This is a genomic window from Candidatus Mycobacterium methanotrophicum (assembly GCF_023515995.1).
Lineage (GTDB): Bacteria > Actinomycetota > Actinomycetes > Mycobacteriales > Mycobacteriaceae > Mycobacterium > Mycobacterium methanotrophicum.
In genome coordinates this window covers 1645804-1664673 of sequence record NZ_CP097320.1, presented here as the reverse complement: position 1 = coordinate 1664673, position 18870 = coordinate 1645804, and the positions used below count along the sequence as shown (strand labels likewise).

Here is an 18870-nt window from a genome sequence, read left to right as displayed (position 1 = left end):
ACTTCTCGCAGCCACGGAAGGGCCAAACGATGCCACGTACCGACAACGACACCTGGGACCTGGCGACCAGCGTGGGCGCAACCGCGACCATGGTGGCCGCGGGCAGAGCCCGTGCCAGCATTGCCGAGCATCCGGTGATCGACGACCCGTTCGCCCAACCGCTGGTAGCTGCGGTCGGTGTCGACTTCTTCACCCGCTGGGCGGCCGGCGAACTCGACTCGGCCGACGTCGACATCCCCGACCACCCGTGGGGGATGCAGCCGATGACCGATCTGCTGGCGGTGCGCACCCGCTTCATCGACCAGTTCGCGGCTGACGCGGCAGCGGCCGGCATCCGCCAGGCGGTGATCTTGGCGTCCGGCCTGGATGCCCGCGGCTACCGACTGTCCTGGCCGACGGACATGACGGTATTCGAGATCGACCAGCCGCAAGTCATCGAATTCAAGACGCGGACGTTGGCCGAACTGAGCGCCGAGCCGACGGTCGACCTGCGGGCCGTGCCGATTGACCTGCGCGACGACTGGCCCGCGGCGCTTCAGCAGACCGGCTTCGATCCGGGGCGGCCCACCGCCTGGACCGCCGAGGGCCTCTTGGCTTTCCTCCCTCCCGAGGCCCAGGACCGCTTGCTGGACAACATCACCGCGCTCAGCGCTGACGGCAGCCGACTGGTCGCGGAAATCTTTCTCACCTCAGAGAACTCAGCGCAGATCATGCACGCCGCCACGCAGAAGTGGTACGAGCACGGCCTAGACGCCCACATCGACGATCTGTGGTACCGCGGCGAGCGTCATGACGTCGCGACCTACTTGGCTGAACAGGGTTGGCACACCACCCGGACCCCCGCCAGCCAGCTATTGACCGACGCCAGCCTACCCGTGCCCCGGCGTGACGACGATGAGTCCGAAAGCTACTACTGCACCGCAACTTTGGACACACACTGATGGCTGACGGCCCCAAGCCCCTGGACGGATTTCGGGTGATCGATTTCACCCAGAACGTCGCCGGGCCGCTGGCCGGACAGGTGCTCGCCGACCTCGGCGCCGAGGTCATCAAGGTGGAGGCGCCCGGCGGAGAGGCCGCACGCCGCATCACCGCGGTCCTGCCGGGCCGTCCGCCGCTCGCGACGTACTTCCTGCCCAACAACCGGGGCAAGAAATCGGTGGTCATCGATCTGACGACCGAGCTGGGCAAACAGCAAGTCATGCGACTCACCGACACCGCTGATGTCATCCTGGAGGGCTTCCGCCCGGGCGTGATGGAAAGACTTGGCCTGGGCCCCAATGACTTACACTCACGCAATCCCAAACTGATCTATGCCCGCGTGTCGGCGTTCGGTGGCAACGGCCCAAACGGTGACCGGCCGGGGGTAGACCTCATGGTCGCAGCCGAGGCCGGCATGACCACGGGGATGCGCACACCGGACGGTAAGCCTCAGATCATCCCGTTCCAGCTTGTCGACAACGCCACCGGGCACGTGCTGGCCCAAGCGGTTCTGGCCGCGCTGCTCAATCGCGAGCGGCACGCAGTGCCCGACACCGTCCGCGTTGCGATGTACGACGTCGCGGCGTCGCTGCAGGCCAACCAGCTCACCATGCACTTGAACCGGCCGACCGCGCCGCCTTCATCGACGCCAAAAGCTGAGCGGCGCAGAGGAGTTGGATTCGCCACCCAACCGTCAGATGCGTTCCGCGCCGCCGATGGGTATGTCGTCATCAGCGCGTACATCCCTAAGCATTGGGAGCTCTTGTGCCAGACCATTGACCGCCCGGATCTTTTCGCCGACGAGCGGTTCGCCGACCAGCGTTCGCGGGCGATCAACTACGCCGAGTTAACCGACGAGCTGGAGTCCACGCTGACCACCAAATCTGCCGACGAGTGGGTTAAATTGTTGCGCAGCAATGGAGTAATGGCTTGCCTGCCGTACACGTGGAAGCAGGTCGTGGAGACCCCGCTTTTCGCCGAGAACGACCTCGCGCTTGAGGTCGGCAGCGGCGGCGACGCCGTCACCGTGGTCCGTACGCCGGCCCGCTACTCCACCTTCACGGCGGTTGCTACCGAGCCCCCGCCGAAGGTCGGCGAGCACAACGATGACGTCCTCCCCGGTACGGCGACAATCGCCGAGCGCTAGACGGGTTTCCTTCTCGCGCGCGGTCTTGTTCGCTCCGCACGCGGCACGTAGGCGTAGCACACATGCTACAGCTTGGGCATGGCCCGAGAGATCAGCCAGCGCGAGCTTCGCAACAACAGTGGCGAAATCATGCGGCAGCTTGACCACGGCGAGTCCTTCGTCGTGACCAGAAATGGAGTCCCGGTCGGGGAACTTTCCCCGCTCACCTTCGACACGCTGCCGTTCGATGACGGCTCCGCCCGAGCCTATGGGCGCATCTACACAGCGATCGTCGCAACCGGGCGCAGGGCGCCCCGCCCCCGCGCCGTCGACGTCTTGATCGCCGCGACTTCGCTGGCCGCCGAGCTCCCCCTCTACACGCGCAACGTCAACGACTTCCGAGGAATCGAACAGCTCCTGACGATTGTCGGCGTCTAACACCACGGTCCGACCTCGCCGGCAGGACGTTACGGCACAAAGAGAAAAGAGCGCCGATCCCCGTCGGCGAATCATGGCCGAGCGCAACGCCAGTCAGCGCAGCAGCGCCCGCGACATCACCACGCGCTGAATCTGGTTGGTGCCCTCGTAAATCTGGGTGATCTTGGCGTCGCGCATCATCCGCTCGACGGGGAAGTCGGTGGTGTACCCGGCGCCGCCGAACAGCTGCACGGCCGCCTCGGTCACGTCCATGGCGGTGTCGGAGGCGAAGCACTTTGCAGCGGCGGAAATGAATCCGAGATTCGGCTCGCCGCGTTCGGCGCGAGCAGCGGCGCTGTACACCATCAGCCGGGCCGCTTCGACTTTCATCGCCATGTCGGCCAGCTCGAACTGCACGCCCTGGAACTCCGAGATCGATTTGCCGAACTGCTTGCGGTCCTTGGTATAAGCGACCGCCGCGTCCACCGCGCCCTGCGCGATGCCCACTGCCTGGGCACCGACCGTGGGCCGCGTGTGGTCGAGGGTCTGCAGTGCGGTCTTGAACCCGGTGCCGGGCTCGCCGATGATCCGATCGCCCGGGATGCGGCAGTTCTCGAAGTACAGCTCAGTGGTCGGTGAGCCCTTGATGCCCATCTTCTTTTCCTTGGGGCCGACGCCGAATCCCTCGTCGTCCTTGTGCACCATGAACGCCGAGATCCCGTTGGCGCCCTTGTCCGGGTCGGTGACCGCCATCACGGTGTACCAGGTGGACTTGCCGCCGTTGGTGATCCAGCACTTGGTGCCATTGAGGATCCAGTCGTCGCCGTCGGCCTTGGCCCGAGTCCGCATCGAGGCCGCGTCGCTGCCGGCCTCTCGTTCAGAAAGCGCATACGAGGCCAGCGCACCGTCGGTGGCCAGTGCGGGCAGCACCTGTTTCTTCAGCTCCTCTGAACCCCGCAGGATCAGGCCCATGGTGCCTAGCTTGTTCACCGCGGGGATCAACGAGGCAGAGGCGTCGACCCGAGCCACCTCCTCGATCACGATGCAGGCCGCGACCGAGTCCGCGCCCTGACCGCCGTACTCCTCGGGTATGTGGACGGCGTTGAAACCGGACGCGTTCAGCGCCGCCAGCGCCTCCTGCGGAAACCGGGACTGCTCGTCCACCTCGGCAGCGTAGGGAGCGATTTCCCTTTCGGCTAGCGCGCGGATCGCCACCCGCAGCTCGTCGTGCTCCTCCGGCAACTTGTACACGTCAAACGACGGATCGCCGGTCCACTGAGCCATCCTGAAGCCTCCTTCGGCACTGTGCCAATTTGTCCGGCCCCTCAGCGGGCCGCACCCGGTCCGCATCGTCGCCGGGCTACTGGCCGGTAACTTTACCCTGGCGCTTTTTCAGCGCCGCATCCTTAGTCAGCACCGACTCGGCGAGCCGGTCCTGAAACTTGACGATCCGGCCCCGCAGTGCCGGATCCGAAACCGCCAATATGCGCACAGCCAGCAGGCCCGCGTTGCGCGCGCCCCCGATCGATACGGTCGCCACCGGCACCCCGGCCGGCATCTGCGCGATCGACAGCAGCGAGTCCAGACCATCGAGCCGCGCCAGCGGCACTGGGACGCCGATGACCGGCAGCGGCGTCGCCGAGGCCACCATGCCGGGCAGATGAGCCGCGCCACCGGCGCCGGCGATGATCACCTCGATACCCCGGCCGGCGGCTCCTTGGGCGTAGTCGAGCATCCGCTGCGGCGTGCGGTGTGCCGACACCACAGAGAGCTCATAGGCAACGTCGAACTCGGCCAGTGCGTCGGCAGCCTCGGCCATCACCGACCAATCGCTGTCGCTGCCCATGATCACCCCGACGCGGGGGACGCGAGTCATGTGCGCCACTCCTCCTCATCGCTGCGCTCTGCATCGTCGCCGGCGCGAGTCATGTGCGCCACTCCTCCTCATCGCTGCGCTCTGCATCGTCGCCGGCGCGAGTCATGTGCGCCACTCCTCCTCATCGCTGCGCTCTGCATCGTCGCCGGCGCGAGTCATGTGCGCCACTCCTCCTCATCGCTGCGCTCTGCATCGTCGCCGGCGCGAGTCATGTGCGCCACTCCTCCTCATCGCTGCGCTCTGCATCGTCGCCGGCGCGAGTCATGTGCGCCACTCCTCCTCATCGCTGCGCTCTGCATCGTCGCCGGCGCGAGTCATGTGCGCCACTCCTCCTCATCGCTGCGCTCTGCATCGTCGCCGGCGCGAGTCATGTGCGCCACTCCTCCTCATCGCTGCGCTCTGCATCGTCGCCGGCGCTAGTCATGTGGATCCCATCCGTCTGTCCACTGCCCACGCGATAACCAGTCTGCCGCCAGCTCGGCGCGCTCGCGCAGCTTCGCCAGCTGCGCGACATCATCGCCGAGGAAGTTGACGTGGCCGATCTTGCGGCCCGGCCGTTCACCCTTGCCGTAGAGGTGAACCCGTGCATCGGGCATCCGGGCGAACAGATGGTGCAACCGCTCGTCGACCGTCATCGTCGGCGTTTGCGCAGCCCCCAGCACATTGGCCATCACCGTCACCGGCGCCGTGGCGTCGGTATCGCCAAGCGGGTAATCGAGGACCGCGCGCAGATGCTGCTCGAACTGGCTGGTCCGCGCCCCATCCATGGTCCAGTGCCCGGAATTGTGCGGCCGCATCGCCAGTTCATTGACCAACAGCCGCCCATCGACCGTCTCGAACAGTTCGACGGCCAGCACGCCGACCACGCCGAGTTCGGCCGCCAATCGCAGCGCCAGATGCTGGGCCTCGGCGCCGACGTCGTCGCTCAGCGCCGGCGCCGGCGCGATCACCACCACACATATGCCGTCGCGCTGCACTGTCTGGACCACCGGCCAGGCGGCGCCCTGCCCGAATGGCGACCGCGCCACCATTGCCGAGAGCTCGCGGCGCATCACGACGCGCTCTTCGACCAACACCGGCACTTGCGCGTCCAGATACTCCCCCGCGATTTCGCGGGCCTGCGCCACGTCGGCTGCCATCCGCACCCCACGACCGTCGTAGCCGCCGCGAACGGCCTTGACCACGATCGGCCCATCGGTTCGCGCGGCGAACGCGTCGACGGCATCGACGTCGTCCACCGCCGCATACCGCGGCACCGGGGCACCCAGCGCCTCCAGCCGTCGCCGCATGGCGAGTTTGTCCTGGGCGTGCACCAGCGCCTCCGGCGGCGGCGCCACATTGACGCCCTCGGCGACCAGCTTCTCGAGCAGCTCGGTGGGGACGTGTTCGTGGTCGAACGTCAGCGCGTCGGCGCCGGCGGCGACCCGGCGCAGATCGTCGAGGTTGGTGTGCGAGCCAATCACCACATCCGGGCTGACTTGAGCTGCAGGGTCGTCGGCGTCGGCGGCTAGCACCCGCAGGCTCTGCCCCAGCGCGATCGCGGCCTGATGGGTCATCCGGGCGAGCTGGCCGCCGCCGATCATCGCGACGAGCGGCGCGGCGGTGGGGGTACTCGTCACGGCAATCATGGTGTCATGGCCGCGCAAGGCCCTTGAACGGGGTGTTTACCGGTGGCGACACCGTCGCTGGGCGTGCCTGACCGGCAGTACGTAGACTGCGACATTGTGTCCTTCGCCGATGCCACGATCGCACGGTTACCGCGGCCGGTCCGTCCCTACGCCGAACGCCATCACGAACTGATCAAGTTCGCTATCGTCGGCGGGACCACCTTCCTGATCGACTCGGCGATCTTCTACACCCTCAAGCTGACGATTTTGGAGCCCAAGCCGGTAACCGCCAAGGTCATCTCCGGCATCGTCGCGGTAATCGCGTCCTACATCTTGAACAGGGAGTGGAGCTTTCGGGATCGCGGCGGCCGGGAGCGCCACCACGAGGCGCTGCTGTTCTTTGCCTTCAGCGGCGTGGGCGTGCTGCTGAGCATGGCGCCGCTGTGGGTCTCCAGCTACGTCTTGCAGCTGCGGGTACCGATGGTGTCATTGACCGCGGAAAACGTTGCCGACTTCATCTCCGCCTACGTCATCGGCAATCTGCTGCAGATGGTGTTCCGCTTCTGGGCGTTCCGGCGCTGGGTGTTCCCCGACGAGTTCGGCCGCAGCCAGGACAAGGCGCTGGAATCGGCCCTGACCGCGGGCGGGATCGCCGAGGTACTCGAGGACAACTACGAAGAAGGCGGCTTAAAAAACGGGAACGTCACGCCGCTGCGGTCTTGGCGGTCGCGCCGTAACCGGGCGGATCAGCTCGGCGATGCCTCTGATCCGAGGGTGTCGAAAACCTCGTGATACAGCAGCGCGTGGACCTGCTCCACGCGCGGAATGTCGTAGAACGCCAACGGGTTTTGTGACGCCGACTCGACGATCAGCGTGCCGGTGCGCAATATCCGGTCGATCAGCCGATGCCCAAACTCCACGTGAAAGATCCGGGCCAGCGGGATGTCAATCCCGCTGCGACTCAGCACCCCATGCCGAAACATGACTCGCCGGTCGGTGATCACGAAATGCGTTGTCAGCCAATTCAGGAACGGCCAGAGCGTCAGCCAGCCGATGACGACCAGCCAGATCGCCCCGATAACGGCGAAGATGATCCTTTTGGCGTTCGGATCCCAGTCGGCGCTGTTGACGACGGCTGAGCCGAACGACGCCCCCGCGCTCGCCAGGATCAAGGCGGTGACCGGCCAGAAGAGTCGCTTCCAGTGCGGGTGTCGATGCAAGACCACCTGTTCGTCGCCGGCCAGGACGTTCTCGGGGTAGCCCACGCTGGCACTTTAGACGGTGGGACGAAGGTGTGTGATGTCTGCGGCGGAGATCGCCACGGTCTGACCGCCCGTATCGACGCACAATCGGCCCGTCTCGTCGATGGCATGCGCGGTGCCCACCACCTCTCGATCGCCGGGCAAGGTCGCCCGCACCCGAGAACCCAGGGTCAGGCTGTGGCGCCGATAATCGGCGACCAGCGCGGGGTCGGCGCCGCCGGCGCTGCGCCAGGCGTCGACGCGCACCGCCAGCTCACCAAGTATCTTGCGCGCCAATGTGTTTCGATCCACAGCCGACAACCCCAGCATCAGCAGCGAGGTGGCCGCCGGGTCCGGCGCTTCCTCGGCGGTCAGCGTTACGTTGAGTCCCAACCCGACCACGATCACCGGCGCCGGCGCTGCAACCTCGGCGAGGATCCCCGCCAGCTTGCCGCCGTCGACCAGCACGTCGTTGGGCCACTTGAGGCCCACTGAGATGCCAGCCACGCCGCACACCGCTGTTAGCGCGTCGGCCACCGCAACACCGGTGGCCAGCGGCAACCATCCCCAGCCCGACCGGGGCACCGACGCGGCGGCCGCCCCCACCGACAGCGCGATCTGCGCGCGCGGCGGCGCTGACCACGGCCGGCCGTGACGACCACGCCCCGCGTTCTGGTATTCGGCCAGCAACACCGATCCGTCGATATCGGCACCGCTCTGGGCCCGGGTCATCAGATCGGCGTTGGTGGAGCCGGCTTCGGCGACGACGTCGAGTTGACGCCACGGCCTGCCCGCCCCGACCAGCGCCTCGCGCAGCCCCGCCGCGTCCAATGGCGGCCTCCGGGCACCCGTATCCATCGCTGTCCAGCGTAGAACCAGCCAATCGCGCAGAGTACCCGCTCGAGGCACGGATAAACGTGAGAAAGCCGACATCTGCGCTGCGCATGTTTTTGACACCCACCGCGGTAATCATTAGCGCAATTAATGAGGAGTTGATCGGAAATGGTCACGAATTCAGCTCCGGCTCGCTCAAGGACGGGTCGGACGACCGAGCGCCGGATGCACCATCGCCACAGTGCGCAATCGATTGCGGTCTCGCTGGCCAGCCGGCTCATCGTGAAGAATGCAGTCCGCGTCTGGGCCATCCAGCCAGACCTGCATTGGCCTCTCGAAGCCGTCGACCTGCTTGCCGGTTTGCTGCCACGGCACGGGCCCTCAGCGGAGATCGAACGGGTTGAGCTCGACAACTGCGCCGCCGAATGGATCCGCTCGGCTGGCGCATCGTCGGACCGGGTGATCCTCTATTTACACGGCGGCGCGTTCTTCACCTGCGGCCTCAACACCCACCGCTCCTTCGTGACCCACTTGTCGAAAGCAGCGGACGCGTCCGTGCTCAACGTCGGATACCGACTGCTGCCGTCGCACCAGATATGCGATGCGATCGACGACGGCATCAGTGCCGTTGCCTGGTTGCGGCGTCGCGGCTACGACGGCGACAGGATCGTTATCGCAGGCGACTCGGCCGGGGGGTATCTGGCATTCATGACTGCGCTCTCCGCCATCAAAAACCAGGTTGCGAAGCCGGCCGGAGTTGCGACGATCTCACCATTCACCGATCCCGACCCGGCCCGCAAGCTCGGTCACCGCAACGCACGCAGGTGCTCCATGTTTACTCGCCGAGCCCTATCGGTGTTTGACCGATACCTTCGCCAGGCGCAGCTTTGGGAACGATCAGACGATGTTCTCGGTTGCGCTGTCTCACCGGTCGACGCCGATCTGTCACGGCTGCCGCCTGTCGCCATCCATGCGAGTTCCGATGAATTGCTGCGTCCGGACGCCGAGCTCATGGCACAACGCCTAGGAAACGCGGGAGTCCGCTGCGATCTCCATCTGTGGGACGGACAAATCCACGACTTCCCGCTGGCGGCGGATGTGTTGCCCGAAGGGCGGCGCGCCATTCGGTACATCGGAGACTTTGTCAAAGAAGTCACCGCGAAAACCGGCGAATTACGCGGGCGCCGGGAACGCGCATCGCGGGGTCAGAAGCGGCGGACGCGCTATCGCGGCGGGTTAGCGCCGCTCGCCGCGAGCTGGCCGCGCAGAGCCGCAAGCCATGCGACCTGCTGATAGCGGCATCCTTTGCGCCGCCGGCGCGTGATTGGGATCCCACTTTAAGGGACCGCTAAGATCGGCAGCCATGACAAGCGTTTCCGAGAGCCATGTCGAGGCCAAGGCCGAGCACCACATCGACATCCACACCACCGCGGGCAAGCTAGCCGAACTGCGCAAGCGGTCGCAGGAGACACTGCACCCGATCGGCGAGGCGGCGGTCGACAAGGTGCATGCCAAGGGCAAGCTGACCGCGCGCGAGCGCATCTATGCCCTGCTCGACGAGGGGTCGTTCGTCGAGCTCGACGCGTTGGCCCGGCACCGCAGCACCAACTTCGGGCTGGGCGACAAGCGTCCGCTCGGCGACGGCGTGGTTACCGGCTACGGCACCATCGACGGCCGCGACGTGTGCATCTTCAGCCAGGACGTCACGGTGTTCGGCGGCAGCCTCGGCGAGGTCTACGGCGAGAAGATCGTCAAGGTCCAAGACTTGGCAATCAAGACGGGCCGGCCGCTGATCGGCATCAATGACGGCGCGGGCGCCCGCATCCAGGAGGGTGTCGTCTCGCTGGGCCTCTACAGCCAGATCTTCCGCAACAACATCCTGGCCTCCGGGGTCATCCCGCAGATCTCGCTGATCATGGGCGCTGCCGCCGGGGGGCACGTGTACTCTCCGGCGCTGACCGACTTCGTCGTGATGGTCGACCAGACCAGCCAGATGTTCATCACCGGTCCGGACGTCATCAAAACGGTCACCGGCGAAGACGTGACGATGGAGGAGCTGGGCGGTGCCCACACCCACATGGCCAAGTCGGGCACCGCGCACTACGTGGCCTCCGGCGAGCAGGACGCCTTCGACTACGTCCGCGAACTGCTGAGCTACCTGCCGCCCAATAACTTCACCGATCCGCCGCGGGTCGCCGCACCGGTTCCCGAGGGCGCCATCGAGGACGACCTCACCGATGAGGATCTCGAGCTGGACACCCTGATCCCGGATTCGGCCAACCAGCCCTACGACATGCACGAGGTGATCACCCGCATCCTCGACGACGACGAGTTCCTCGAGGTGCAGTCCGGTTACGCCCAGAACATCGTGATCGGCTTCGGTCGCGTCGACGGTCACCCGGTCGGGATCGTCGCCAACCAGCCCACCCATTTCGCCGGCTGCCTGGACATTGACGCCTCGGAGAAAGCCGCACGCTTCGTGCGAACCTGCGATTGCTTTAGCATCCCGATCGTCATGCTGGTGGACGTGCCGGGCTTCTTGCCGGGTACCGACCAGGAATTCAACGGCATCATCCGCCGCGGCGCCAAGCTGCTGTATGCCTACGGCGAGGCCACCGTTCCCAAGATCACCGTTATCACCCGCAAGGCCTACGGCGGCGCCTACTGCGTGATGGGTTCCAAGGACATGGGCTGCGACGTCAACGTCGCCTGGCCGACCGCACAGATCGCGGTGATGGGCGCATCCGGCGCGGTCGGTTTCGTCTACCGTCAGCAGCTCAGCGAGGCGGCGAAAAACGGTGAGGACGTTGACGCGCTGCGGCTCAAGCTTCAGCAGGAGTACGAGGACACCTTGGTCAACCCGTATATCGCCGCTGAGCGGGGCTACGTCGACGCGGTCATCCCGCCATCACACACCCGCGGCTACATCGGCACCGCGCTGCGGCTGTTGGAGCGCAAGATCGCCCAGATGCCACCTAAGAAACACGGGAACATTCCACTGTGAGCGGCGAGGGTGACACAACCGAGATCCATGAACCGCATATCCAGGTGCTCAAGGGCCAGCCGACTGACGAGGAGCTGGCCGCGCTGATCGCAGTGTTGGGCAGCGCCGTCGGCGGCCGGGGCGAGGCGGCACCGGCGGAGCACAGCCGGTGGGCACTGCCCGTCGACAAACTGCGCTACCCGGTCTTTTCTTGGCAGAAGATCACGTTGCTGGAACGGACCCACATGCGGCGATGACGCGGCGCGGCACGACGATGACGCCGGCGAAGCCGGGATCGAGGAGTGACGCATGACGCGGGTAGTCCTCGGGTCCGCCTCACCGGGCCGGCTCAAGGTACTGCGGCAGGCCGGCATCGACCCGCTGGTCGTGGTCTCCGGCGTCGACGAGGACGCGGTCATCGCCGCATTGGGATCCGACACCTCCCCCGGTGACGTCGTCCGCATCCTGGCCCAGGCCAAGGCCGACAAGGTCGCGGCCAGGCTGGACGATGTGATAGCCGCGGATTGCGTTGTCGTTGGCTGTGATTCGATGCTCTACCTCGACGGCCAACTGGTCGGCAAGCCGGCATCGGCCGATGCGGCGCGAACCCAGTGGCAGTCGATGGGCGGCAGGGTCGGGCAGCTCTACACCGGCCACTGCGTGGCCAGGCTGCTCGACGGCAACGCTAATCGACAGGTATCCGAATCATCTACCACCACATTGTATTTCGCTAAACCAACCGCATCAGACCTGGAAGCGTACATCCGCAGCGGCGAACCGCTGGCCGTCGCCGGGGGATTCACACTGGACGGGCTGGGCGGCTGGTTCGTCGACCGGATCGAGGGCGACCCGTCCAACGTCATCGGGCTGAGCCTGCCGCTGACCCGCCGCCTGCTCAGCCGCATTGGGTTATCCATCGCCGACGTGTGGTGATCGCCCCACCGAGATCTACGTTGTGCAGGCAAAGAGGCGAGAAGAGTGCTGCAAAACGTCGATCTCGCGGCGAGCATTGCCGAAGCGCCAACGGGTAGGCTCGCGGTGTGTCATTACCAGCGGACCCCAGCCCGACGCTGAGCGCCTACGCCCACCCGGAACGGCTGGTGACCCCCGACTGGCTGGCCGGCAACTTGGGTCAGCCGGGGCTGGCCATCGTCGAATCCGACGAGGATGTCCTGCTTTACGACGTCGGTCATATCCCCGGGGCGGTCAAGATCGACTGGCATACCGACCTCAACGACCCGCGGGTGCGCGACTACATCAACGGCGAGCAATTCGCCGAATTGCTGGACCGCAAAGGCATTTCCCGTGACGACACGGTCGTGATCTACGGGGACAAGAGCAACTGGTGGGCCGCGTATGCGCTGTGGGTCTTCACCCTGTTCGGACACCCGGACGTGCGGCTGCTCAACGGCGGCCGCGGCCTGTGGCTGTCCGAGGGACGCGACACCACGTTGGACGTCCCGACCAGAACGTCGACCGGCTATCCCGTCGTGCAGCGCAACGATGCCCCGATCCGCGCGTTCAAGGACGACGTGTTGGCGGCCTTGGGTTCGCAGCCTCTGATCGATGTGCGATCGCCCGAGGAGTACACCGGCAAGCGCACCCATATGCCCGACTATCCCGAGGAAGGCGCGCTGCGCGCCGGGCACATCCCCACCGCGATCCACATCCCGTGGGGCAAGGCAGCCGACGACAGTGGGCGCTTCCGCAGCCGCGACGAGCTGGCGCAGCTCTACGGGTTTATCGAGCCGGACGACACGACGATCGTCTACTGCCGCATCGGCGAGCGGTCCAGCCACACCTGGTTTGTGCTGACACATCTGCTCGGTATCCCCGGCGTGCGCAACTACGACGGCTCATGGACCGAATGGGGTAATACCGTGCGGGTGCCGATCGTCGCCGGCGAAGAGCCAGGAGCTGTGCCTGTCCGATGAGCATGCCCGCGCCGCTGGCCGAGGTGGTGTCCGACTTCGCCGAAGTTGAGGGCCAGGACAAGCTCAAGCTGCTGCTGGAATTCGCCAATGAACTTCCGGCGCTGCCCGCCGGTCTGGAAGAGGCGGCGATGGAGCCGGTGCCCGAATGCCAATCGCCGGTGTTTCTGCGCGTCGACGCCGGCGACGTCAATCGGGTGCGGCTGTACTTCAGCGCTCCGGCGCAAGCGCCCACCACTCGTGGGTTCGCGTCGATTCTGGCCGCCGGCCTCGACGAGCAGCCCGCCGCCGACATCTTGGCGGTGCCGGAGGATTTTTACGCCGAGCTCGGCCTGGCCGCGCTGGTCAGCCCGCTGCGGCTGCGCGGCATGTCGGGGATGCTCGCGCGAATCAAGCGGCGGCTGCGCGAGTCCGGCTGAAGTGGGCACCGGGTCGTATCACTCACGGCGCGGCGCTTAAACTTCCCCCGACACGACTTGTAAGAATTTCTCTTAGACACGCCAGATGTGGTCAGCGATACAGGAGGCGCAGTGCCTAATCACGCCAGCTCGACGATCTCTAGGATCTCTAAGGTTCTGGTCGCCAATCGCGGTGAGATCGCGGTGCGGGTGATCCGCGCGGCCAAGGATGCCGGCCTGTCCAGCGTGGCGGTGTACGCCGAGCCCGACGCCGACGCTCCTCACGTGAAGCTGGCCGACGAGGCGTTCGCCCTGGGCGGTCAAACCTCGGCGGAGTCCTACCTGGACTTCGGCAAGATCCTGGAGGCCGCCGAGAAGTCCGGGGCCAACGCGATCCATCCCGGTTACGGCTTCCTAGCGGAGAACGCCGACTTCGCCCAGGCCGTGATCGACGCCGGGCTGATCTGGATCGGGCCCAGCCCCCGGTCGATCCGCGATCTCGGCGACAAGGTGACCGCCCGGCACATCGCCGCCCGCGCGCAGGCCCCGCTGGTGCCCGGCACGCCCGACCCGGTGAAAGACGCAGACGAGGTGGTCGCTTTCGCCAAGGAATACGGCGTGCCGATCGCGATCAAGGCGGCCTTCGGTGGCGGTGGTCGAGGCATGAAGGTGGCCCACACCATCGAGGAGATCCCCGAACTGTTCGAGTCGGCCACCCGCGAGGCGGTCGCGGCGTTCGGCCGCGGCGAGTGCTTCGTGGAGCGCTACCTGGACAAGCCCCGCCACGTCGAGGCGCAGGTGATTGCCGACCAGCACGGCAATGTCGTCGTGGCAGGAACCCGCGACTGCTCGCTGCAGCGCCGCTTCCAGAAGTTGGTCGAAGAGGCTCCCGCGCCGTTTTTGACCGACGCGCAGCGCAAGGAGATCCACGAGTCCGCCAAGCGGATCTGCAAAGAGGCCCACTACTACGGCGCCGGGACGGTCGAATACTTGGTCGGCCAGGACGGCCTGATCTCGTTCCTGGAGGTCAACACCCGTCTTCAGGTCGAGCACCCGGTCACCGAGGAGACCGCCGGCATCGACCTGGTCCTGCAGCAGTTCAAGATCGCCAACGGCGACAAGCTGGACATCACCGAGGACCCGACGCCGCGCGGGCACGCCATCGAGTTCCGGATCAACGGCGAGGACGCCGGTCGCGGCTTTTTGCCCGCACCTGGTCCGGTCACCCGCTACGACATCCCGACCGGGCCCGGTGTGCGGCTGGACTCCGGCGTCCAGGCAGGTTCGGTCATCGGCGGCCAGTTCGACTCGATGCTGTCCAAGCTGATCGTTTACGGCGCCACCCGCGAGGAGGCGCTGGCCCGCGCCCGTCGGGCCCTGGACGAATTCCACATCGAAGGGCTCGCCACCGTCATCCCGTTCCACCGCGCCGTGGTGTCCGACCCGGCGTTCGTCGGTGACGGCGGTGATGTTCCTGGCTTTTCGGTGCACACCCGCTGGATCGAGACCGAGTGGAACAACACCGTCGAGCCCTTCACCGGCGGCGAACCGCTCAACGAAGACGACGCCCGTCCGCGGCAGAAAGTTGTGGTTGAGGTCGGAGGTCGACGCATCGAGGTTTCACTGCCCGGTGATCTGGCGCTCTCCAACGGCAGCGACCCGTCCGTTACCGGTGTGATCAGGAAGAAGCCCAAGCCGCGCAAGCATGGCGGGTTGGGCCGCGCGGCAGCCTCTGGCGACGCGGTCACCGCGCCGATGCAGGGCACCGTGGTGAAGGTCGCCGTCGAAGAGGGCCAAGAGGTCAGCGCCGGCGATCTGGTAGTGGTGCTAGAAGCGATGAAGATGGAAAACCCCGTCACCGCACACAAAGACGGCACCATCACCGGGCTGGCAGTCGAGGCGGGCGCGGCGATCACCCCGGGCACCGTGCTGGCCGAAATCAAGTAGTGGACGCCGTCGAAATCAACGCTGGGCAGTGGTATCTGCGCCCATTGCGCGCCGACAATCGCCTCGACGATCGCCTCGGACGATCGCCTCGACGATCGTCCTGCGCTGGCCGATCTCGCGGTAATCGACCCGATCACGTCGCACGCTGTGCGGTGTCGTGGTCAGCGGATACCAGCTACTCCTGGGCGGTGTGCGAGGTGACGACGGGTGAGTTGCTGGCAGAGGTGACGCTGGACCCCGGACACCGGTGAGATCGCAACTCGGGCCCGCGCCGGGTAAGCCGACGCTGCAGCCGCGGCTGCCGACTCAGTGCAGCGACTCGCCGCTGAACTGGGTTTCTTGGAATCGCCCTAAACGTCCTCTAAACCTCGTTGTCGGCTCAGCGCAGCCGGAGTAAGGTATCGAACAAGGTTGAGTTCACAGCCACCCGGAGCAACGTTGATCGACGTAGGGGGAGGCCAGGTTTCCGGCCTCTCCTCGCGCGCGGCCTGACCGCTTGACGTGATCCCTCGGCAAGACTGCTTGACGACTGATGGAGTCACCTGATGTTTCCCGTAAGACGCTCGAATTCTGCTTCCCAAGCGCGAGATGTCGATACCGCAATTCCGTCCGCGCCGTGGGAAAACCACACCGCCCGTTTCACCGCAGAGTGGGGCCCCTCGTTGGTAGTGGTTACGGCACACGGCGAGCTCGACGCCTCCAATGCCAACCAGCTGGCCGATTACGTCCAACGCTGCGCAGCCCATGCCGACTCGGTGATCGTGAACTTAAGCCGCCTGGACTTCTTTGGAACTGCGGGCTTTTCAGCGCTGCACACGATCAACGTGCGATGCGCGGGCGCCGGTGTGCGCTGGACCGTTGTACCAAGTAAGGCGGTTTCCCGGCTACTACGCATATGCGACCCTGACCACGCGCTGCCGCTGTCCGAGTCGGTTCCGGACGTCTTGGACGGAGACGAAGCGCCCCGACGGCTAATCCAGCTCGTCCCGCAGTCGCGCTAGCGACTTAGCGAGCAACCGCGAGACGTGCATCTGTGAAATACCGACCCGCTCGGCGATCTGGGTCTGCGTCATCGACTCAAAGAACCTGAGTACCAACACAGTTCGTTCCCGCTCGGGCAGCCCGTCCAGTAGCGGACGCAGCGCCTCGCGGTTCTCGATCCGCTCGAGTCCGACGTCCAAATCGCCAAGCGTGTCGGCGATGGCTCGGGCGTCCTCATCGCCGGTGCCGGCGCCGCTGTCAATGGACAGCGTGTTGTAGGAGCTACCGGCCACCAAGCCCTCGATGACCTCCGCGCGGTCCATATCGAGTTCGTCGGCGAGTTCAGTGGCGGTCGGTGCGCGGCCCAGCCGCTGGGAAAGGTCGGCGGTTGCCGTCCCAAGGCGCAAGTGCAGTTCTTTCAATCGCCGCGGAACCTTGACCGACCAGCTGTTGTCCCGGAAATGCCGACGGACCTCCCCCATGATGGTCGGCACCGCAAACGAGACGAAGTCGGACCCCGCGTCGACGTCGAAACGGGCAACAGCGTTGACTAGTCCGACGCGCGCTACTTGAACCAAGTCCTCCCGTGGTTCCCCACGGCCCTCGAAGCGGCGGGCGATGTGATCGGCCAGCGGCAGGCAGCGCTCCACGATCTTGTCCCGCTGGCGCTGAAATTCCGACGAGTCGCCGTCGAGAGTGGCCAACTCGCGGAACATGTCCGGAACGTCAGCGTATTCGTTGGGACGAGATGAAGAACCGCCGACAGCTCGCGCTGTCACCGGTGGGGGCCCGCCGTCCGCGTCGTCAGCGTGACGCCGAAGACGCCGCGCCCGCCACCAGGTTCCTGATCGTCGTGGAAAGTTTGTACGTCGTCGGTTAGCGATGTCAGCACATGCCAGCTGAAGCTGCCTGGCGTCACCACGTCGTAGTTGTCACAGGTCGCCGACGCCTCGACCACCAACCCATCGTCTCTCGGGTCGACCACGATGGCCAACGTGGCATCTGGGATCGCCGAGCTAATCAACCGGGTACAGACCTCATCGACCGCCAACCGCAGGTCGGCAACCGCATCGAAATCGAGATCCTCATAGGCGCCGACCGCCCCAACCAGCGTGCGCAGTACCGCCAGATTCTCCAACCGCGCGGCAACTCGCAGTTCGATCGCGCGGTCGCCGCGCTGCGAGTTCATACCTTGCTTTTCGGCAGTAGTCATCGAGCCTCCCGGCAGTATTTGACTGACACTATCCTCGGGTTCAAGCCGGTTAGCCATGACCGCCGCCGGGTATCAGGTAGCCCATGAAGGCAAATGAGACGGCTGAGATGGTGTTGCGCTCATGATCTTGTCGCCGGTGCTCGCATGACCGGGATGCCGGGGCAGGGACGGGCGCCTCCAAACTCATCATGGTCTATAGCTGATACCCACTAGCCTCGGCGAATAACCCGCTAATCCAAGCCTTAAGGTGAGCCTCATGCCCGATCGCGACCGCTTCTCCGATGAGACTCCTATCGCCGACGCCGTCGAGCAGGAGCAGGAAACCACTTTTGAACCCATCCCGTCTCATCAGGAAACACCACCGATAGAGGCGAACGCGTCGGACTGGAACGAGCAGCGCCAAGAAATCGGCGGCGGCGACGACGAGGAGTACCGCGATTAGCAGACAGCTTGGCGCATCAGGCTATTCGAGCCCGTTAAAGGCCCTGCCAAAGGCCCTAGCTGGTCAGCTCGCTGGCGGTTGGCGCGGAACTTCGGGGTGTGCGTCGTACCAGCGGTCTTCGATTCTGCGCACCCGCCGGTGCTCGGCCGCTAGCCACACCAGACCGAACGTCATCGCCGCGACGGCGATGACACCTGTGGTCATGCCCTGGCTTGGGTGCCCGGTCCCGAACGCCGCCAGACAACCCACGACGGCGATCACGCCCGCCACCACTAGTAGATAGCCGGGCCAACGCAACACGTCGATCATCGACTCGCCTGCGTGTGACCGCGTCGTCCGCACATGGTCGACGGGGTCACGATAGGTGTCACCCATTACTGAACCCTTCTTCCAACCTTTTGGGCGGTACCTACCACGGTAGAACGCTCAAAGACAACCCGGAAGTATCCGGACGAGATTGCCAGCAGTTCGTCAGCCAGCCAGAACGTGCCCGGCGATCGGCGGTACGCCCATGGTGAGCGTCACGAGCATCAGCATGAACAGGAACCAGCCGGCGCCCTGCCACGCCCACCAGATGCCGTTGCTGCGCCAGATTCGATACGTACGCAGAAATGCCCAGCACCCCGCGGCCAGCAGGATCAGCGGTGCACCGAACGCCAGAATCGTCAACTGCGGCGCACCGCAGGCGACGGTGTCGATCGCCATCGCACCTTTACAGGCACTGGCCCATAGCGCGGCCACGACGAGGAACGCCGCTCCGGCCACCGCGGCCAGCACCGCGAATCGCACGGCGGCATGCACCTCGTGGTCTTCCTGCCCGAGGCGGTCGCCGCCCGGGCGCTCCTGCATCTGCATCTCGAACCCTCTACAAGCGTCACCATCATCATGCGCCG

At 65.7% G+C, this 18870-nt stretch carries 22 protein-coding genes and 3 pseudogenes; 14 read left to right on the top strand and 11 right to left on the bottom strand.

Translation table 11 applies throughout. The features are described 5' to 3' along the window. Positions 1-29: 29 nt before the first annotated feature. The 3 genes from M5I08_RS08980 (at position 30) to M5I08_RS08970 (ending at position 2545) form a co-directional block, all read left to right on the top strand. Positions 30-941, top strand: coding sequence for a class I SAM-dependent methyltransferase (locus M5I08_RS08980; RefSeq protein WP_219067309.1), 912 nt, complete (start codon positions 30-32; stop codon positions 939-941). Next, positions 941-2128, top strand: coding sequence for a CaiB/BaiF CoA transferase family protein (locus M5I08_RS08975; protein WP_219067308.1), 1188 nt, complete (start codon positions 941-943; stop codon positions 2126-2128). The genes M5I08_RS08980 and M5I08_RS08975 overlap by 1 nt, the downstream gene beginning before the upstream one ends. A gap of 78 nt (positions 2129-2206) precedes the next feature. Beyond that, positions 2207-2545, top strand: a complete 339-nt coding sequence (locus tag M5I08_RS08970) for a hypothetical protein (RefSeq protein ID WP_219067307.1) — start codon at positions 2207-2209, stop codon at positions 2543-2545. A gap of 93 nt (positions 2546-2638) precedes the next feature. Here M5I08_RS08970 and M5I08_RS08965 read toward each other — a convergent pair whose 3' ends face one another. The 5 genes and pseudogenes from M5I08_RS08965 to M5I08_RS08955 form a co-directional block, all read right to left on the bottom strand. Next, positions 2639-3808, bottom strand: coding sequence for an acyl-CoA dehydrogenase (locus M5I08_RS08965; protein WP_219067306.1), 1170 nt, complete (start codon positions 3806-3808; stop codon positions 2639-2641). A 76-nt stretch (positions 3809-3884) separates the two neighbouring features. After that, positions 3885-4400, bottom strand: a complete 516-nt coding sequence (purE, locus tag M5I08_RS08960) for a 5-(carboxyamino)imidazole ribonucleotide mutase (RefSeq protein ID WP_219067305.1) — start codon at positions 4398-4400, stop codon at positions 3885-3887. A 13-nt stretch (positions 4401-4413) separates the two neighbouring features. Next, a pseudogene (locus M5I08_RS26660) lies at positions 4414-4487 on the bottom strand (hypothetical protein); the annotation flags it as partial. Positions 4488-4731: 244 nt separating this feature from the next. Then, positions 4732-4805: pseudogene (locus M5I08_RS26655) on the bottom strand (hypothetical protein); the annotation flags it as partial. Positions 4806-4816: 11 nt separating this feature from the next. Beyond that, positions 4817-6028, bottom strand: coding sequence for a 5-(carboxyamino)imidazole ribonucleotide synthase (locus tag M5I08_RS08955; protein ID WP_219066826.1), 1212 nt, complete (start codon positions 6026-6028; stop codon positions 4817-4819). Between the two features lie 96 nt (positions 6029-6124). On the opposite strand from M5I08_RS08955, the gene M5I08_RS08950 reads away from it, so the two are divergent. Beyond that, positions 6125-6799 carry a GtrA family protein gene (locus M5I08_RS08950; protein ID WP_219066837.1) on the top strand — a complete coding sequence of 225 codons (675 nt, stop codon included), beginning with the start codon at positions 6125-6127 and terminating at the stop codon, positions 6797-6799. On the opposite strand, the gene M5I08_RS08945 is transcribed toward M5I08_RS08950, so the two are convergent. Together M5I08_RS08945 and M5I08_RS08940 are read right to left on the bottom strand one after the other, a co-directional pair. Continuing rightward, complete coding sequence (locus tag M5I08_RS08945) at positions 6754-7272, bottom strand: PH domain-containing protein (protein ID WP_219066825.1); 519 nt, start codon at positions 7270-7272, stop codon at positions 6754-6756. The two genes, M5I08_RS08950 and M5I08_RS08945, sit on opposite strands and share 46 nt — an antisense overlap. 9 nt (positions 7273-7281) lie before the next feature. Continuing rightward, positions 7282-8106: a biotin--[acetyl-CoA-carboxylase] ligase gene (locus M5I08_RS08940; RefSeq protein ID WP_219066824.1), complete on the bottom strand. Its 825-nt coding sequence runs from the start codon at positions 8104-8106 to the stop codon at positions 7282-7284. Between the two features lie 201 nt (positions 8107-8307). Between M5I08_RS08940 and M5I08_RS08935 the strand changes: the two are divergent. From M5I08_RS08935 to M5I08_RS08895, 9 genes and pseudogenes are all read left to right on the top strand, one after another. Continuing rightward, a pseudogene (locus M5I08_RS08935) lies at positions 8308-9243 on the top strand (alpha/beta hydrolase); the annotation flags it as partial. A gap of 202 nt (positions 9244-9445) precedes the next feature. After that, on the top strand, positions 9446-11086 hold the full coding sequence (locus M5I08_RS08930) for an acyl-CoA carboxylase subunit beta (protein ID WP_219066822.1): 1641 nt from the start codon (positions 9446-9448) through the stop codon (positions 11084-11086). Continuing rightward, positions 11083-11322 (top strand): acyl-CoA carboxylase subunit epsilon, encoded by a 240-nt coding sequence (locus M5I08_RS08925; protein WP_219066821.1) that lies wholly within the window; start codon positions 11083-11085, stop codon positions 11320-11322. Before M5I08_RS08930 ends, M5I08_RS08925 begins: the two co-directional genes overlap by 4 nt. Positions 11323-11374: 52 nt before the next feature. Further along, positions 11375-11998 (top strand): Maf family protein, encoded by a 624-nt coding sequence (locus M5I08_RS08920; RefSeq protein ID WP_219066820.1) that lies wholly within the window; start codon positions 11375-11377, stop codon positions 11996-11998. A gap of 107 nt (positions 11999-12105) precedes the next feature. Further along, complete coding sequence (locus M5I08_RS08915; protein ID WP_219066819.1) at positions 12106-12999, top strand: sulfurtransferase; 894 nt, start codon at positions 12106-12108, stop codon at positions 12997-12999. Continuing rightward, positions 12996-13415, top strand: a complete 420-nt coding sequence (locus tag M5I08_RS08910) for a SufE family protein (RefSeq protein WP_219066818.1) — start codon at positions 12996-12998, stop codon at positions 13413-13415. The genes M5I08_RS08915 and M5I08_RS08910 overlap by 4 nt, the downstream gene beginning before the upstream one ends. Positions 13416-13526: 111 nt before the next feature. Beyond that, a complete protein-coding gene (locus M5I08_RS08905) occupies positions 13527-15341 on the top strand; it encodes an acetyl/propionyl/methylcrotonyl-CoA carboxylase subunit alpha (RefSeq protein ID WP_219066817.1) in 1815 nt (604 codons plus the stop codon). Continuing rightward, positions 15341-15592, top strand: a complete 252-nt coding sequence (locus M5I08_RS08900) for a hypothetical protein (protein ID WP_219066816.1) — start codon at positions 15341-15343, stop codon at positions 15590-15592. Before M5I08_RS08905 ends, M5I08_RS08900 begins: the two co-directional genes overlap by 1 nt. Before the next feature lie 294 nt (positions 15593-15886). After that, complete coding sequence (locus M5I08_RS08895; protein ID WP_219066815.1) at positions 15887-16342, top strand: STAS domain-containing protein; 456 nt, start codon at positions 15887-15889, stop codon at positions 16340-16342. On the opposite strand, the gene M5I08_RS08890 is transcribed toward M5I08_RS08895, so the two are convergent. Further along, positions 16313-17101 carry an RNA polymerase sigma factor SigF gene (locus tag M5I08_RS08890; RefSeq protein WP_219066814.1) on the bottom strand — a complete coding sequence of 263 codons (789 nt, stop codon included), beginning with the start codon at positions 17099-17101 and terminating at the stop codon, positions 16313-16315. The genes M5I08_RS08895 and M5I08_RS08890 overlap by 30 nt on opposite strands. Then, positions 17098-17535, bottom strand: coding sequence for an ATP-binding protein (locus M5I08_RS08885; RefSeq protein ID WP_219066813.1), 438 nt, complete (start codon positions 17533-17535; stop codon positions 17098-17100). The genes M5I08_RS08890 and M5I08_RS08885 overlap by 4 nt, the downstream gene beginning before the upstream one ends. A gap of 256 nt (positions 17536-17791) precedes the next feature. On the opposite strand from M5I08_RS08885, the gene M5I08_RS08880 reads away from it, so the two are divergent. Beyond that, positions 17792-17977, top strand: coding sequence for a hypothetical protein (locus tag M5I08_RS08880; RefSeq protein WP_219066812.1), 186 nt, complete (start codon positions 17792-17794; stop codon positions 17975-17977). A 63-nt stretch (positions 17978-18040) separates the two neighbouring features. On the opposite strand, the gene usfY is transcribed toward M5I08_RS08880, so the two are convergent. Further along, the gene (usfY, locus tag M5I08_RS08875) at positions 18041-18352 is read right to left on the bottom strand and encodes a protein UsfY (protein ID WP_219066811.1); all 312 of its coding nucleotides are present in this window, start codon (positions 18350-18352) and stop codon (positions 18041-18043) included. Positions 18353-18448: 96 nt separating this feature from the next. Next, on the bottom strand, positions 18449-18832 hold the full coding sequence (locus M5I08_RS08870) for a hypothetical protein (protein WP_219066810.1): 384 nt from the start codon (positions 18830-18832) through the stop codon (positions 18449-18451). Positions 18833-18870: the final 38 nt, after the last annotated feature.

Excerpts from the sequence above, each read along its gene's own strand:
- M5I08_RS08980 (WP_219067309.1), top strand. The coding sequence starts at position 30 with ATGCCACGTACCGACAACGACACCTGGGACCTGGCGACCAGCGTGGGC.
- M5I08_RS08975 (WP_219067308.1), top strand. The coding sequence starts at position 941 with ATGGCTGACGGCCCCAAGCCCCTGGACGGATTTCGGGTGATCGATTTC.
- M5I08_RS08970 (WP_219067307.1), top strand. The coding sequence starts at position 2,207 with ATGGCCCGAGAGATCAGCCAGCGCGAGCTTCGCAACAACAGTGGCGAA.
- M5I08_RS08965 (WP_219067306.1), bottom strand. The coding sequence starts at position 3,808 with ATGGCTCAGTGGACCGGCGATCCGTCGTTTGACGTGTACAAGTTGCCG.
- purE (WP_219067305.1), bottom strand. The coding sequence starts at position 4,400 with ATGACTCGCGTCCCCCGCGTCGGGGTGATCATGGGCAGCGACAGCGAT.
- M5I08_RS08955 (WP_219066826.1), bottom strand. The coding sequence starts at position 6,028 with ATGATTGCCGTGACGAGTACCCCCACCGCCGCGCCGCTCGTCGCGATG.
- M5I08_RS08940 (WP_219066824.1), bottom strand. The coding sequence starts at position 8,106 with ATGGATACGGGTGCCCGGAGGCCGCCATTGGACGCGGCGGGGCTGCGC.
- M5I08_RS08930 (WP_219066822.1), top strand. The coding sequence starts at position 9,446 with ATGACAAGCGTTTCCGAGAGCCATGTCGAGGCCAAGGCCGAGCACCAC.
- M5I08_RS08920 (WP_219066820.1), top strand. The coding sequence starts at position 11,375 with ATGACGCGGGTAGTCCTCGGGTCCGCCTCACCGGGCCGGCTCAAGGTA.
- M5I08_RS08910 (WP_219066818.1), top strand. The coding sequence starts at position 12,996 with ATGAGCATGCCCGCGCCGCTGGCCGAGGTGGTGTCCGACTTCGCCGAA.
- M5I08_RS08895 (WP_219066815.1), top strand. The coding sequence starts at position 15,887 with ATGTTTCCCGTAAGACGCTCGAATTCTGCTTCCCAAGCGCGAGATGTC.
- M5I08_RS08885 (WP_219066813.1), bottom strand. The coding sequence starts at position 17,535 with ATGACTACTGCCGAAAAGCAAGGTATGAACTCGCAGCGCGGCGACCGC.
- M5I08_RS08880 (WP_219066812.1), top strand. The coding sequence starts at position 17,792 with ATGCCCGATCGCGACCGCTTCTCCGATGAGACTCCTATCGCCGACGCC.
- usfY (WP_219066811.1), bottom strand. The coding sequence starts at position 18,352 with ATGGGTGACACCTATCGTGACCCCGTCGACCATGTGCGGACGACGCGG.
- M5I08_RS08870 (WP_219066810.1), bottom strand. The coding sequence starts at position 18,832 with ATGCAGATGCAGGAGCGCCCGGGCGGCGACCGCCTCGGGCAGGAAGAC.